Origin of the sequence: Xanthomonas vasicola (assembly GCF_000772705.2) — a bacterium.
GTDB lineage: Bacteria > Pseudomonadota > Gammaproteobacteria > Xanthomonadales > Xanthomonadaceae > Xanthomonas > Xanthomonas vasicola.
The window spans coordinates 21,869-34,678 of record NZ_JSBW02000028.1; the positions used below are offsets into that span (position 1 = coordinate 21,869).

The window sequence follows — 12,810 nt, forward strand, 5'->3', positions numbered from 1 at the left end:
TCTGCACACCCGGATGATAACCAAATGCATGCATGCTTGCTTGCATGCATCACGCTTTTGCTTTCCGCTTCTTAGTGGCCTTGGTTGCTGACTTCTTGGCTGGGGCCGCTTTCTTGTCGGCGTGCAGGTCCAGGAATGCACCGAGCGCGGCGCGGGAGCGGCGCTGCTCATCTGACAAGGCAACGCCTTTGTCGGTGGCCAGCTTCTCGGCGTAGGCCAGTTGCTTGTCGCTCGGCGGCAGGTTGCCGTAGGTCTCGCCGTGCGTGTCTAGGAACGCCTGTACGGCCGCGTGCGAGGTTTCCGCGCCCGCCGGCAGCGCTACACCCAGCGCCACCGAGATTGCCTGCGCATAGCGCAGCTGGCCTTCGCTCGGTGCCCGCGTGGCCGCAGCTTTGGCCGCATCGCCGCGCACGGCCTCGATGATGCGCGTGACGTTGGCGGCGACCTTGGACACGAACCCGTCGCGCGCCTCGACGGGGACGAGGCCGCGCCGCAGTTCGTCCAGCTTTTCCTCCCACAGCGCGGTGGTCGCCGCGTCTGTGATCGGGGCAGGCAGCATTGCAATCAGCTCACGCGCCAGCGGCGTGCTAATGATGAATTTGCCCTTGGATTCCAGGTAGCCGCGCTCGCGTAGGTTCTTGATGATGGTGCCGCGCGTGGCTTCGGTGCCGATGCCAGCGTTTTCCTTGAGGCGCTTGCGCACTTCCGGGTTGGTGGCGAACTTGCCGACATCGAGCATGTCGGCGATAAGGTCGCCTTCGGTGTAGCGCTTGGGTGGGCGCGTCTTCTTGGGCCGCAGTGCGGCCGCAGTGACTGTGCTGTGCGTGCCGTCCTTGATGTCCGGCAGCACGGGCGCTGTCGTGTCCTCCTCGTCCTCGCTGTCCGGGTCCGCGCCAAACACGGACTTCCACCCTTGATCGACCGGGATACGAGCGCTGGCGGTGAATGCCACGCCGCCAGCTTCCAGCGTCAGGCGCGTTTCGTTGAACGTGTAGTCCGGCAGCAGCGCAGCAAGGTAGTGCTGCGCGATCAGCAGATAGGCGGTCTGCTCGTCATCGCTGAGCGTGCGCCCGGCGAGCGGCGCGCCCGTCGGGACGATGGCGTGGTGTTCTGCATGGTCTTTCGCCATCTTGGCACTGTTGAACACGCTTGGCCGGATGGTGGGTTTGTTGACGGTCAATGCCGCCACGTGGCGCGCCAGGCCGGGCACCTGCGCAAGGGTTTCCAGCACACGGGGGATCTCTGCTTCCTGTTCGTTTGGCAACAGTGCGCACGGGGTGCGCGGGTAGCTGGTCAGCTCCTTGTCGTACAGGCTCTGCGCAATTTCCAAGGTCTTATCGGCACTCCACCCGAACCGACGCGACGCCAGCTGCTGAAAGCGGGAAAGCGTCATCAGTGAGGGCGGTTTCTGCGCTTTGGTGTCGTTCGTGACAGCGAGCGGGCCGCTGGCTCCGGTGGCAGCCGCAACGATGGCTTCGGCGTCGGCGCGGGCGAAGATCCGGCCCTCATCCGTTGGCGCATGCGTCAGCACCACATTGGCGCCGGTCGCTGTTTGAGCGGTGATTTCGATGTCGTAGTAGGTTGCCTCGCGGAACGCCTCGATGGCCGCATCGCGGCGCACGACCAGGGCGAGGGTGGGGGACATCACCCGTCCTACATGGCGCGGCCCTTTGCCGCCAGCGGCGCGGGATCGCAGCGTATAGGCGCGGCTTAGATTCATGCCCATCAGCCAGTCGGCGCGCGAGCGGGCTTGACTGGCCCAATACAGCGGTTCGCTGCTTTCACCTGGTCGCAGACTGGCGATGGCCTTGGTGAGGCTTGCCGCATCAAGCGCGGAGTACCACAGCCGGCGCACCGCCCCGCGATAGCCTGCATGGTCCAGCAGCTCACGGGCGATCGCTTCGCCTTCGGCTCCGCAGTCAGTGGCGATGATGATTTCCGTCGCCTTGGGAATATTGGCCAGCAGCACGGCCAGCTCGCGTTCCTTGTCGGGGGTGGGTTGGTGCTTCCACACGCTTGGGATCATGGGCAGCACATCGAAATTCCAGGCTTCCCATGCCTTGTCATAGCCTGGCGGTGCGACTTGTTCCAGGAGGTGGCCACGTGCCCACGTGACACGGCCATCGTCGGTGTCGATATAGCCCTGACCAGGTTTCGGGTTGCCCAGCAACGGCGCGATGTTCTTGGCCTGGTCGCGCTTTTCGCAGATCCATAGGCGCATGGTCAGCCCTCCGAGTCGTTGGCGGCGGTGTTCGGGTCGGCCGGCGGGTCGGTGGGCAGCAGCAGCCAGAATGTCGCCAGCGAGACAAACCCGATGGCGACGGCGGCGGCCGGAATCGACAGCCAGAAAAATACGATGGCAGCCAGCATGCCAACGATCACAATGCTGGCGCGGGCTGGGCGTGACCACTGCGACATGGCGTAGAGCATTTCGCCGATGCGGTATCCCAGGCTCTTTTCGGGTGCGTTCATGCGCTAACTCCGGCGGTTGTCCGATGCGGCCACGCGAGGTGGGCCGCACAGACTGAGTGCGTCACGGTGTGGTCATGCAGCTGGCTTGTTCTGCTCGGCAAGGTACTTGTTGAAGTCACGGTTGCCATCGAGCGCATGCTCGATCAGGGCAACGGCGGCATCGTTCCAGTCAGGTTTTGCGCCCACGGTCTCGGCGTAGAAATCGCAGAAGGCCTCAACACGTTTGATGAGGTTGGGATCGAACTGCAAGCGCTTGGTGACGCGCTCAGTCTTGACGGGGATCTTCGGCAGTGCGGATGGTTTGCGGGCCATGTTGTTGTTCCTAGAGCGGGTAGCGATTGGCTACAGCGGTGGTGATAACGACGCTGATCGTGACGCCCAGCTTCTTGGCGTACTTGTTGACAGCGTTGTGCAAGGGCACGGACAGGTGGAACCGTAGGCGTTCGCGGTCGAGCTTGCGGTAGATGCCGCCGGGAACCAGGGTGGTGGGTTGAAGCAGAAATTCTTCCATGAGGTTTTGCATAAACATGCGTCGGCTTAATCCGGCGCGCTGTGCATCGCGGTCAATCGCTTTCATCTGCTTAGGGGCCACGTTCGCGACAACTTGTCGCCGTGCGGCTTTTGCAGGCATAGCTTTTGGCTCCGTTGGGTGGTTGGTAAAGCCATCGGAGTTTACTGATATTGCACACGTTAGATCACGCTCACGGGCCATAGGGCGACAGCGCCAAGTCTTTGTTGACCATCACTGCAACCCGCTGGCCGGGCCTGATTTCCAGGGTGGGCTGCACGTTGATGCTGCGCTGGAGCAGCTGGGCGCCGGCTTGGTTGATCTGTTGCGCCGCGCCCTGGGATGCAGCCTGACCAGCGTCACGCTGGAAAGCGGAAAAGCTGTCACCTTCTGCCGTTGCCACGGCGGCGGCGACCGTACTCGACAGCAGCACGCTCGACAGCACCTTGCCCCAATGGTTGTTCACCTTATCGCTCACGCCGGCATAGCCGGACAGGTCAACACCGGCCATGCCCTCAAGGTCCAGGCTGGAGCCGTTCGGGAAACGCAGGCGCTGCCAGACCAGCAGCACGCGGTTCTGCCCGAAGGTCACCCGCGAGTCGTAAGCACCGATCAGCACCGAGCCTTGCGGAATGATCACGTGGCGGCCGGTCGGGGTGTCGTAGACCGGCTGCGACACCTGGGCGGTGATCTGGCCGGGCAGGTCGCTGTTGATCCCGGTCAGGAAGAGGGCAGGGATCAGCGTGCCGGCACTCACGACGGTGGGTGTGGCCGGCAAGGTCAGGCGCGATTGCAGCGTGCCGGTATCGCGTTTCTCGTCCATGAACTGCCGCTTGTCGTCCTGGCGGTTGGCATCGTCGCGGGCGGTTTTGTCCAGCCCACCAGCTGCGGCAGCAGCAGCGGCTGCTTGGGCAAGCAGTTGCTGCTGTTGCAACGCCTCGGGGGAGTTCGGCGGCATCCCGCCAAATCCAGCCTGCCCGCCGAACTGGCCCGGGTTGCCCGCTCCACCAGCTCCGCCGCTCTGTTGGAAGCTGGTTTTTGCGTAGCGGGCGTTGGCGGCCTGTTGTAGGCGCTGTAGATCCTGCTGGGCGGCAAATTGCTGGGCTGCTGTCTGCGCTTGCCCGCTGCCGTAGGCTCGCGTGCTGGCCTTCTGTTGGGCCGCGTACTGCAATTGACCCGTTTCCCCTGGCATGGGTGGCCCCAACTTGGGCACGCGCTCTGCACGCTGCTGAGCGGCCGTGGCGTAGTCGCTGGGCAACGCATTGAAGGCCTCAGGCTTGTTAGACATGTTGGCCGTCGTCGCTTGCTCCTTGGGCTTGTTCTGTTTTGGCTTCTGCATGAAGGCCTGGACGAAAGCGAATGCGATCAACACAAACGCGATGCCGGCGATGATGCCGACCTTCGTTTTGTCCAGGGTCTTGATCTTCGGCTTTGGCGTTGCCAGCGGGATAGGTGCGTCCTGCGGCGGCTGATAGCCTTGGCTGGCCGATTCGCCAGTGACCGGATCGCGTTCGTCGTCAGCCGGGGTTCCGTTCGTGGTCTGCATGCGGCACCTCTGTGATTAGCGACGGCGGATCGTGATGGTTTGCTTCGCACCGACGCGCAGCTCGGCGCGATCAAACACGCGGTCCACGATGTAGGTCGGTCCGCTGGTACCGTTCGCCACGCCCTTGACGCGGTAGTTCACCAGTAGCGGTTCGCCCTTCTCGATCAGGAACAACGCCGGGGCATCGGTCGCGTTGAGCGTGGCTGGCATGCGGATATAGGTCTGCGCGCCATCATCGAAGACCTGCATGGGCTTCCAGGCGTATCGCCCGCCCTTGATGTCGTAGTTGAAGTGCAGCGCGTCTGGGGCCACCGCCACCGGCTCGACGGCTTCGCGCTTGGCTGCCACGGCTTGCTGTGCCTTCCAGGTGTCCATCGGGTACTGCCAGGACACGCTAGGCATGCTCCAATCGGTCACGCTACGCGCGGTGACCAGGTAGGTGCGACGATTGGTGGCAATGAACAGGTCGTTGGTCAGACCTGGCTCCACGGCTTTCAGCACCAGGTGCACTTGCTCACCGGCATCGGTGCCGCTGGTGACCTGGCTAATCAGCCAGCGCACCGTATCCGACCCGTTGACCTCGCCGGTCAGCTGCTCGCCGGGCTGGAAGTCGATCACGGTCTGACGGCCGGCGCCGACATAGATCGTGTAGAGCGCACCAGGCCTATAGGTGAAGACCGTCTGTCCGCCGATGTTGGCGGTGCTGCTGCTCGTTGGCGCTTGACGTGCTTGGCCGACGTATTCGGCGACCTGGGCGCGTTGCTTGCTGTCGAAGTCGGACCGCGCTTTGGCAACACGCGGGGAGACTCGCTCAGGCGTTACTGGCGGCGGCACGTATGCCTGCGCGGGTGCGGGTGGGTTGTTCGCCAACGGCGCTGCGTTGGCAGCTGCGGTGCTGTTGTCGTTGAGCGCGCTGGTGATCGCCGGCACTTGTGGCGTGCTCTGCGCATTGGCAATGCCGGCAGACAACAGCAGCAGGGGCAGAAGAGAGGTCTTCATGGTTTGCATAGTGTTTGCACTCTTAGGCGAAAAAATTAGGGGGTGCTGCCGATGTCGCGCTGCCAATTGAAGTCCGTGATGAACAGGCCGAGCGGGTTTATCAGCTCGATCTTTCGATCAGGTTGGCTTTGCTTGACGGTGAACGTGGACGTCCACGTTGACCGCTCTTTGACCTGGCCCTGATCGGTGAAGCTCGTTTCGATCCACCGCACCTGATAGCTGTCGGCCGACACGGGCACCACGGAAGTCACTTGCGTGGTGACAGTTTCTTGGCCGACCTTGCTCATGGTCGAACCCGGCACGCGCGCCTCGGCGTTTAGCTTGTTTGCGGAGGCCGGCGTCATGAAGTTGTAGGCCTCATTCCAAGCCGACTTCACCACCACCGGATCGAGTGGCACGGTGCGCACCAGCTCCACCCAATGTTTCAGGAAGTAGCGAATCTCCGCCTGACCGGGCGTGTAGTTGGGGGTCGCGTAGCCCACAACCTGCGCCGCACCATCTGCATTGATGCGCGCAATGAGCGGCTTCGGTGGCGGTCGATTGCTCACGGCAATAAGACCGCCAGCCAACATGACCGACAGCGCGTAGCCGCCAACCGCAGCCCAGCGCCATGCGCGTTTGTCGCTCTCCGATTTTTCCAGTTTGTCCGTCCAGCCTTTGCGAGCCGAGTCGTGGTGCGGCGACATCGGCGGCGAGCTGGGACGCTGGCCGACGGGTGTTTGGAGAAGGTCTTTGGTGCTGCTCATGCGTGGTTAGCTCTCGTCGTTGGTTGGGGCAATCGTCGGGTTGCCACTGCCGCCACCACTGGTGGTTGTGGCTCCTTTGATGGCAGTCGTTGTTGCCTTGGCGACCGTTGCTGCGTCACTGAATCGCTGTCTGCCGGCTTCCAGTCGTTCCGGGGACGGAGTAGGTGTCGCAGGCGGTGGCGGCGCAGCTGCCGGCTGTACACCGCCGCTCATCGCGACGCCCTGGGACCAGGCGTCCTTCACCGCTGCGCCGGCATTGGTGATCGGTGCAGCGGCCATCCGGCCAACTTCCGACGCACCAGCGGCCGCATAACTGGCGCCCGCTGAGACGCCGCGATCAATGTTTGCAGCGGCGGCCGAGCCGAACTTGATTGCGGCCTGGCCGAGCCGGGTGCTTGCCGCGCGTTGAACGCCGGCTGCAACGGCCTGGCCGGCCGGTGTCGTGCTTGCCGCCATCAGTCCACCAATGACGCTGCCACGAACACCGGGATTGCTCAGTGCAGCCGCAGCGGCACCCGTGCTATTTGCGGCAGCTGCACTTCCGGCGCCGTGGATCTGCCCGGCGGCGGTGATGGTCTTGGCCGCACTGGCGGCGCCCATGCGGCCAAGCGCGGCGGCACCGACACCCGCACCGATGGCGGCAGCGCCGGCACCAATGGCGACACCGGCCGCGCTACCGGCGGTCAAAGACGGCGAGCCTGATAGCAGGCCTCCGGCTACAGCTGGGGCATGTACGGCCAGGATGGCCATCACACCAGCCGAGACAGCTGCGAGATAGGTAACAAGGATCTCGGGGGCTGGCGGCACAGTGAATGTCGCCATGACGTTGCCGTAAACCGCCATGATGAAGCTCAACACCATCAGCTTCACACCCTGGGCTATGACAGCGCCTATCGCTTTCTCAGCTAGGAACGCAGTGTGATTGCTGATACCCCAGGGAACCAGAATTAGGCCTAAGACCGACACTAGATAGAACTCGAGGACGGTCAGCATGCACGTGACTGCTAACACTGCGAATGCAGCCAGGATAAACAGCTCCGCAATCGTGTACTGGACAACTACTGCGAGCATCGCAACTTTGTCCATCCACCCGCCGCGTTGCATGTCCTGGATCTGATCATCGATTGGTTTGATGACCTCCATTGCTCTATCTAGGATTGCGCTGGGGTCTTTAATTAATGTCGAGGTACCACCGCCCGCCAGGGTTCCGATCTGTGCGAGTCCGGTGGCTACTCCATTGGTCAAGGTCGGCCATGATGCGACCAGGAAGGCAAAGAAGCCGATCCTTAGGAGCTTTCTAAGGAACGGTGCAGTGAAGTCTTCACCGCGCAGCGCCCAAAAAAGCGCAGCTAGCGCTACTTCGATCGCTGCGAGCGTGCCCAATATTGCGGACGCACGTGGTGTCAGGATTCCGAACCCGTTGGAGAAAACGTTGACGAAATTGTTGAGTAACGCGGTTAGAAATCCGGTGGTGGTCGGGTTCATAGCGGCCTACCTTTGGTAGTTAGAAGCTCGTTTTAGCCGGAGGCACGGTGGACTTCGCCGGAGAGCCGCGTTTGTCGCCACAATTCCCATAAGCGCGGCATGTTTTCAGCTTGATCCGTGCGTCATCGCCGGCGCCAATGCCGTATGCACTGTCGATCTGGTTCGCGCACGTCTGGTCGAACGTGCCAACCTGCTTGCACTTATCTGGCAGGCCCAACTTCTCAAAGATCGGTATCACTGCATCGCCGGGAATAGTCCCGTTAGCTGGCCCTCTGTCGGGAACCGACGTGGCACGTTCGCCGCAACCTACGAGGGTTACGGCGACGGCAATCACTACAAGGCGGATGGTATTTTTCACTTTAAGAACTCAATGTTGGCCGGTGCGACCGTCGATTTGTCGTAGGCGCTGCTGCCGTGAGCTTTGCTGAGCTTGACGTTGTTGGCTTGGTCGGATGCAAATTGCCGAGCCTGTTCCTCAAGCACGGCTTGGTTCATCGCCGCCGTTTGTGCGTTGAGCTTCATCATTTCCTGGCCGACCAGCATGTTGATCTGGTTACCGGCCTGCGTGGCAGCTAGGGCACCTGTCGCTGACTGCGAGGCCTGGCCCATCGTCTCGAACTGCTGGTTGGTGCTGTCCAGGGTGTCCAGGACGGCGGCGCCGCTGTAAAGGGCGTCCTCTACGTTCTCGCGGCCCTGCGATTGCCACTGATCAACCATCGTGGAAAGCTGCTGAAAGGTCGCGTCATCGGTCACTTGGGGATAGCGTTGGGCGAACAGGTCTCGTGTGTTTTGTAGGTTCGCCATGCTTCCGCGCAGTTGGTTGATGCTCTGCTTGTAGGAGTCGTAAACCCGCTGGTACTGACCGAACACATTGCTCGGCAACGAGGCCAGATTGCGGCCTTCGTTGGCAACCTGCTGGATCTGCAAGTTCAATTGATCCAGCTGGGTTTTGTATTGCTGCACCTGCTTTGCATAGGCCGAAATCTCCTGACTCTGCTGCAACAGCTGGGTCACCAGGTTGCTGCAATTGGCGCACACCAACGCTTGCGCCGGGGGTGCATAGACGGCGGAGCCGCCGGCAACAGTGATGCCGATGGCGACGGTGAGTGCTGCGGTAACGCGACGAATGGTCATAGCGTTCTCCATGCGGGGTTAGGCTTGGACGGGGGTGTTGCTCGGCGCTGCGGGACTGCTTTCAACGGAGCGCACGAAGTCGAGCGCCCATTGCAGGGGCGACGCTGTGCGTTGGTTTGCCGGCTTGGAGGCCTGCGCCTGGTCGTGCTTATTGACCAGGTGGGCTAGGTAGGCCTCGTTGAACTGCACGGTGGAGCTGGTGGTCTTGCGGATGGCGATGGCGTCCCGCTGCGCTTCCTTGCCGGTTGCACCACACACAGCGAGCGCCAACGGCCCCATGCCCAGCGAGAACAGACGATTGCCCTGCGGGCTGGTCAGGTAGTAGTCGCGCTTGGGCGTGCTGCTGGCGAGGATGTCCAGCTGCTTCTCATTCAAACCGAACATCCGGTAGAACTTGGCCACCTCGTCGTTGCGGGCGCTGCTGTTGGGCAGGAAGATCTTGGTCATGCATGCCTCGATCAGCGTCGGCATGATCTTGGATTGCGCCACGTCGGCCAGACTCTGTGTGGCGAACCACACTGCGACGTTGGCTTTACGCAGCACCTTAAGCCATTCGCGGATCTTGGCCGAAAACGCCGGGTGGTCCAGGAACAGCCATGCTTCATCGAGCACCAACATGCTTGGCCGCTTGGCGTCGAAGCGTTGCTCCAAGCGGTGAAACAGGTAGGTCAGCACAGGCATGACCACCTGGGGGGTGTTCATCAGTTCTTCCATTTCAAACGCAAGCCAGCTGCCCAGCGACACGTCATCGTGCGTTGCATCGAGCAGGTAGTCGTGCGCGCCGTCCACCGTGAACGGGTGCAAGGCCTGCTTGATGTCTGGATCTTGCACCAGCACGGTGAAGGCTGAAATGGTGCGCTGTTCCTCCGGGTAGTTCAGGCCGCCCATTTCGTTGAGCGCGTCCCAGATGGCGCGCTTACGCTGGGGCGTCATTTCGACGCCTTCACCCACGATGATGTCGATGAGCCATTCTTGCGCCCACGCCCGCTCCTGGTCGTTGTCCACGTGGGCAAGTGGCTGAAACGCCGGGCTGCTGTCGCCGCCTAGGTCGTAGAAGCGGCCACCCACGTGGTCGGTGGTAATGCGCGAGCTGCCGCCCTTGTCGAACACATACACCTGCGCCGCTTCGTAGCGCCGGAACTGTGTTTCGGCCAGGTTGAGTAGCACCGACTTGCCGGCACCGGTTGGGCCGATGACCATCGTGTGCCCAACGTCGCCCACATACGTGCTGAATCGGAACGGCGTTGTCTCCCCGGTGACCACGAACATGTGCGGCGGGGAGTGGTCTAGGTGCTGATTGCCTGGGAATAGGTCGTTCTGGCAGTAACGCGGCCCGGCCCACACGCTGGAACTTGGCATCGCGTGGGCGAGGTTGAGCGTGGACACCATCGGCCGGCGGATATTGTGCTGGGCGTTGCCTGGCACCGCGCCGAGAAACGCATCGATTGCGTTGCCGTCGCGGGCCTCGTCCAGAGTGACAAAGCCAAGGCCGTTGATTTCGCGTTCGACGGCGCGCAGCTTGGTTTCCAGCCGACGTGGGTCGGTGTCCAACACAATCAGCGATTGTGTGAAATAGCCATAGCCCACCGCCTCGGCCGCGATTTCCTGCATTGCCGCATTTGTGTCGGCCGCGTTGGCAAGGGCTTCGGGGTTTTCCAGCGCTGACTCTGACTTGCTCAATAGCTCCTTCAAGATGACCATAAAAGACTTGCGGCCGCTGAACCACTCGCGCTGGATCTTCTTCATTTCCTTGTCTGCGGTGGCCTTGTCCAGGGCCACCCAGCGCGTCACCCACCGGTAGGCCATGCCCATCCGGTTCAAGCGGTCCAGGATGCCGGGCGTGGTCTGGGTCGGGAACTGGCGCACGGTGATGATGCCCATGTGGTGCTTCCCCAGCTTCGGCTCTTTGCCACCGATCAGCGGGGTGTCGGGCAGCACGCGGCACAGTTCCTGAGATACGTCACCCGGCACCACCGGGTGACGCTTGGTGCTAACGGTGTCGTGCAGGTAGGTCAGCAACTCGGTGTCATCAAGCGCGTGGACCTCGGGCAGGATGGCCGAGAAGGCTTCCAGCAGCCGCACGCGTTCCACCACGAATTTGTCCACCCAATCGTTGATGGTCTGCCGGTCACGACTGGCCGCGGTCTTGCGCTGCCCGTCTGGGTCGGTGAAGAACCAGGCACGGGCAGCACTCTCGCGCGCCTTGGGCGGCAGCCATCCAAGCGTGAAGTAATAGGTGGTCTCAAAGTGCACGCCCGTCTCGGCGATGCTGCGGCGCTCTTCGTCGATCAGATAGGACATCGGGTCGGGGAAGTGCTCGCCGCTGGGGTAGCTGGTGCTGGGCGCACGTTGTGCGTCGATCTGGAAATACCAGCCGTCCCCAAGGCGACGGAACAGGTTGTTCATTTGGGCTGATACGGCGATCAGTTCGTGCTTGGTCGCCGAGTCCAGGTCTGGCCCGCGATAGCGCAGCGTCGTGATCAACGACGCGTTGCGGTTCAGCACGACGCCGGGGGCGACCAGATATGCCCACGGCAGCACATCACCGATGTCTGTAGGTTCGTTGCTGTATTTCGGAAGTCGCTGCATGGGTTGGCCTTCACTGAGCGCTACCGGCAGTGGTCGGCGTTGGCGGACTACTGCCGGTAGCCCGCTATGCGCGGTAGTGGTTTTTTAAACGGAGAGCGCGTCGCAGCGCCGCCGGCCATTGCGTGTCGTACTTGGTCATCAGGACCAAGCCGATGTGGATCACCAGATAGAGCGGCAAGCTCCACCACGATTGCAAGCCAAATATCAACGCCGCTGCCATCGTGAACGACACAACAGCGATGTCACGAGGGATTCCAGCAATGAGGCGAGGCGTGGACAGTGCACGGTGAACAGGAACTTCATAGCCATCGGGATTGGCGTTCTCGTCCATGTCAGAACACCGCGCCGCCGCCAAAGCCGAGGAAGTTCAGGAAGAACGTGGAAGCCGTGAAGGCGATCGACAGACCGACAAGGACATACATCAGTTTGCGCATGCCCGAGCCGCCCTCGGAAAAGGCGATGCCCACGCCACAACTGATAATGGCAATCACGCCGAGGGCCTTTGCGACAGGGCCGCTAATACTATTCAGGATCTTGTCTAGCCAGCCTTCCCACGGCATGCCGGTACCGCCTGCATAGGCGGCTGCCGGCAATAGGAAGACCGCCAGCGTCAGCAACTGGAGGGTGCGAGTGTTACGCAGCTTCATCGTCATATCCCTGGAATGGGTTGGGGGAATTGATATCGTTCCTTCACATGGTTTGCAAAACCATTGCACACCATGCCACGAAATGTAGCTGACAACGCATACACCTGCAATGTCAGCTACCCAACTCCATCGTCCGTTCTTTGACGGGCATCGCAGTCAGTGATTTCCTACACAACGCGTAGGAAAACAGCACCGAAGCCGCTCCGTTCAGGTCACGCAGCCGGCACCAGTGCGTAGACGTTGCCTTCCGGCGTCTGCTGGACGCCCTTCACGCGCAGCACTTCACGCACGCGGCGCACCGCCTTGTGGCCGCCATCGGCGTCTACTGTCTCGAACCCGATACTCACGATGAGCTGCACTGTGCGGGCGATCTTGCGGGGAACCGGCAGGAACCCGCCTTGCACTAGCAAGTCCTCGATGCGCTCCAATGCTTCGTTGGCGCTGTTGGCGTGGATGGTGCATAGCCCGCCTGGATGGCCGGTGTTCCAGGCATCGAGCATGTCCATGACCTCCGGGCCACGCACCTCACCGACGATGAGGCGGTCTGGTGTCATACGCAGCGTATCGCGCAACAGGTGTGTCATGCTGCGGGTGATCTGGTCGCGGTTACGCACGGTGCGCAGGCGCACCACCTCGTCGGCTTCCACGCGCAATTCCAGCGTATCTTCCAGCGTGATGACGCGG

The 12,810-nt window shown here is 62.0% G+C and carries 14 protein-coding genes; all 14 read right to left on the bottom strand.

Annotated features, from left to right (window positions below):
- Positions 1-49: 49 nt before the first annotated feature.
- On the bottom strand, positions 50-2,221 hold the full coding sequence (locus tag NX05_RS06945) for a DNA topoisomerase (RefSeq protein WP_033837181.1): 2,172 nt from the start codon (positions 2,219-2,221) through the stop codon (positions 50-52).
- A 2-nt stretch (positions 2,222-2,223) separates the two neighbouring features.
- Positions 2,224-2,472, bottom strand: coding sequence for a hypothetical protein (locus tag NX05_RS06950; protein ID WP_003490067.1), 249 nt, complete (start codon positions 2,470-2,472; stop codon positions 2,224-2,226).
- A gap of 72 nt (positions 2,473-2,544) precedes the next feature.
- On the bottom strand, positions 2,545-2,784 hold the full coding sequence (locus NX05_RS06955) for a hypothetical protein (RefSeq protein ID WP_008575015.1): 240 nt from the start codon (positions 2,782-2,784) through the stop codon (positions 2,545-2,547).
- Between the two features lie 10 nt (positions 2,785-2,794).
- Positions 2,795-3,103 carry a hypothetical protein gene (locus NX05_RS06960; RefSeq protein ID WP_008575014.1) on the bottom strand — a complete coding sequence of 103 codons (309 nt, stop codon included), beginning with the start codon at positions 3,101-3,103 and terminating at the stop codon, positions 2,795-2,797.
- 70 nt (positions 3,104-3,173) lie between these two features.
- Entirely contained in the window at positions 3,174-4,526 is a 1,353-nt protein-coding gene (locus NX05_RS06965; RefSeq protein WP_039431429.1) for a TraB/TrbI/VirB10 family type IV secretion system protein, read from the bottom strand.
- 15 nt (positions 4,527-4,541) lie between these two features.
- Positions 4,542-5,534, bottom strand: a complete 993-nt coding sequence (trbG, locus tag NX05_RS06970) for a P-type conjugative transfer protein TrbG (RefSeq protein ID WP_039431430.1) — start codon at positions 5,532-5,534, stop codon at positions 4,542-4,544.
- Positions 5,535-5,560: 26 nt separating this feature from the next.
- Complete coding sequence (trbF, locus tag NX05_RS06975; RefSeq protein ID WP_039431431.1) at positions 5,561-6,271, bottom strand: conjugal transfer protein TrbF; 711 nt, start codon at positions 6,269-6,271, stop codon at positions 5,561-5,563.
- Between the two features lie 6 nt (positions 6,272-6,277).
- A complete protein-coding gene (gene trbL, locus NX05_RS06980) occupies positions 6,278-7,756 on the bottom strand; it encodes a P-type conjugative transfer protein TrbL (RefSeq protein ID WP_039431432.1) in 1,479 nt (492 codons plus the stop codon).
- 19 nt (positions 7,757-7,775) lie between these two features.
- Complete coding sequence (locus tag NX05_RS06985; protein WP_039431433.1) at positions 7,776-8,114, bottom strand: hypothetical protein; 339 nt, start codon at positions 8,112-8,114, stop codon at positions 7,776-7,778.
- Complete coding sequence (locus NX05_RS06990) at positions 8,111-8,890, bottom strand: TrbJ/VirB5 family protein (RefSeq protein ID WP_039431434.1); 780 nt, start codon at positions 8,888-8,890, stop codon at positions 8,111-8,113. Before NX05_RS06990 ends, NX05_RS06985 begins: the two co-directional genes overlap by 4 nt.
- An 18-nt stretch (positions 8,891-8,908) precedes the next feature.
- Positions 8,909-11,479, bottom strand: a complete 2,571-nt coding sequence (locus tag NX05_RS06995) for a TraG/VirB4 family ATPase (RefSeq protein WP_039431435.1) — start codon at positions 11,477-11,479, stop codon at positions 8,909-8,911.
- 64 nt (positions 11,480-11,543) lie between these two features.
- The gene (locus NX05_RS07000) at positions 11,544-11,810 is read right to left on the bottom strand and encodes a VirB3 family type IV secretion system protein (protein WP_019238162.1); all 267 of its coding nucleotides are present in this window, start codon (positions 11,808-11,810) and stop codon (positions 11,544-11,546) included.
- A gap of 1 nt (position 11,811) precedes the next feature.
- Entirely contained in the window at positions 11,812-12,132 is a 321-nt protein-coding gene (locus NX05_RS07005; RefSeq protein WP_039431447.1) for a TrbC/VirB2 family type IV secretion system protein, read from the bottom strand.
- Between the two features lie 206 nt (positions 12,133-12,338).
- Positions 12,339-12,810 (bottom strand): ATPase, T2SS/T4P/T4SS family (locus NX05_RS07010; RefSeq protein WP_162231352.1); only part of this gene is annotated, 472 nt, incomplete at its 5' end.

Bases quoted from the DNA above. Each gene is read 5' to 3' on its own strand.
- NX05_RS07005 (WP_039431447.1), bottom strand. From the start codon at position 12,132: ATGACGATGAAGCTGCGTAACACTCGCACCCTCCAGTTGCTGACGCTG.
- NX05_RS06955 (WP_008575015.1), bottom strand. From the start codon at position 2,784: ATGGCCCGCAAACCATCCGCACTGCCGAAGATCCCCGTCAAGACTGAG.
- NX05_RS06990 (WP_039431434.1), bottom strand. From the start codon at position 8,890: ATGACCATTCGTCGCGTTACCGCAGCACTCACCGTCGCCATCGGCATC.
- trbG (WP_039431430.1), bottom strand. From the start codon at position 5,534: ATGCAAACCATGAAGACCTCTCTTCTGCCCCTGCTGCTGTTGTCTGCC.
- trbL (WP_039431432.1), bottom strand. From the start codon at position 7,756: ATGAACCCGACCACCACCGGATTTCTAACCGCGTTACTCAACAATTTC.
- NX05_RS06965 (WP_039431429.1), bottom strand. From the start codon at position 4,526: ATGCAGACCACGAACGGAACCCCGGCTGACGACGAACGCGATCCGGTC.
- NX05_RS06950 (WP_003490067.1), bottom strand. From the start codon at position 2,472: ATGAACGCACCCGAAAAGAGCCTGGGATACCGCATCGGCGAAATGCTC.
- NX05_RS06945 (WP_033837181.1), bottom strand. From the start codon at position 2,221: ATGCGCCTATGGATCTGCGAAAAGCGCGACCAGGCCAAGAACATCGCG.
- NX05_RS06995 (WP_039431435.1), bottom strand. From the start codon at position 11,479: ATGCAGCGACTTCCGAAATACAGCAACGAACCTACAGACATCGGTGAT.
- trbF (WP_039431431.1), bottom strand. From the start codon at position 6,271: ATGAGCAGCACCAAAGACCTTCTCCAAACACCCGTCGGCCAGCGTCCC.
- NX05_RS07000 (WP_019238162.1), bottom strand. From the start codon at position 11,810: ATGGACGAGAACGCCAATCCCGATGGCTATGAAGTTCCTGTTCACCGT.
- NX05_RS06960 (WP_008575014.1), bottom strand. From the start codon at position 3,103: ATGCCTGCAAAAGCCGCACGGCGACAAGTTGTCGCGAACGTGGCCCCT.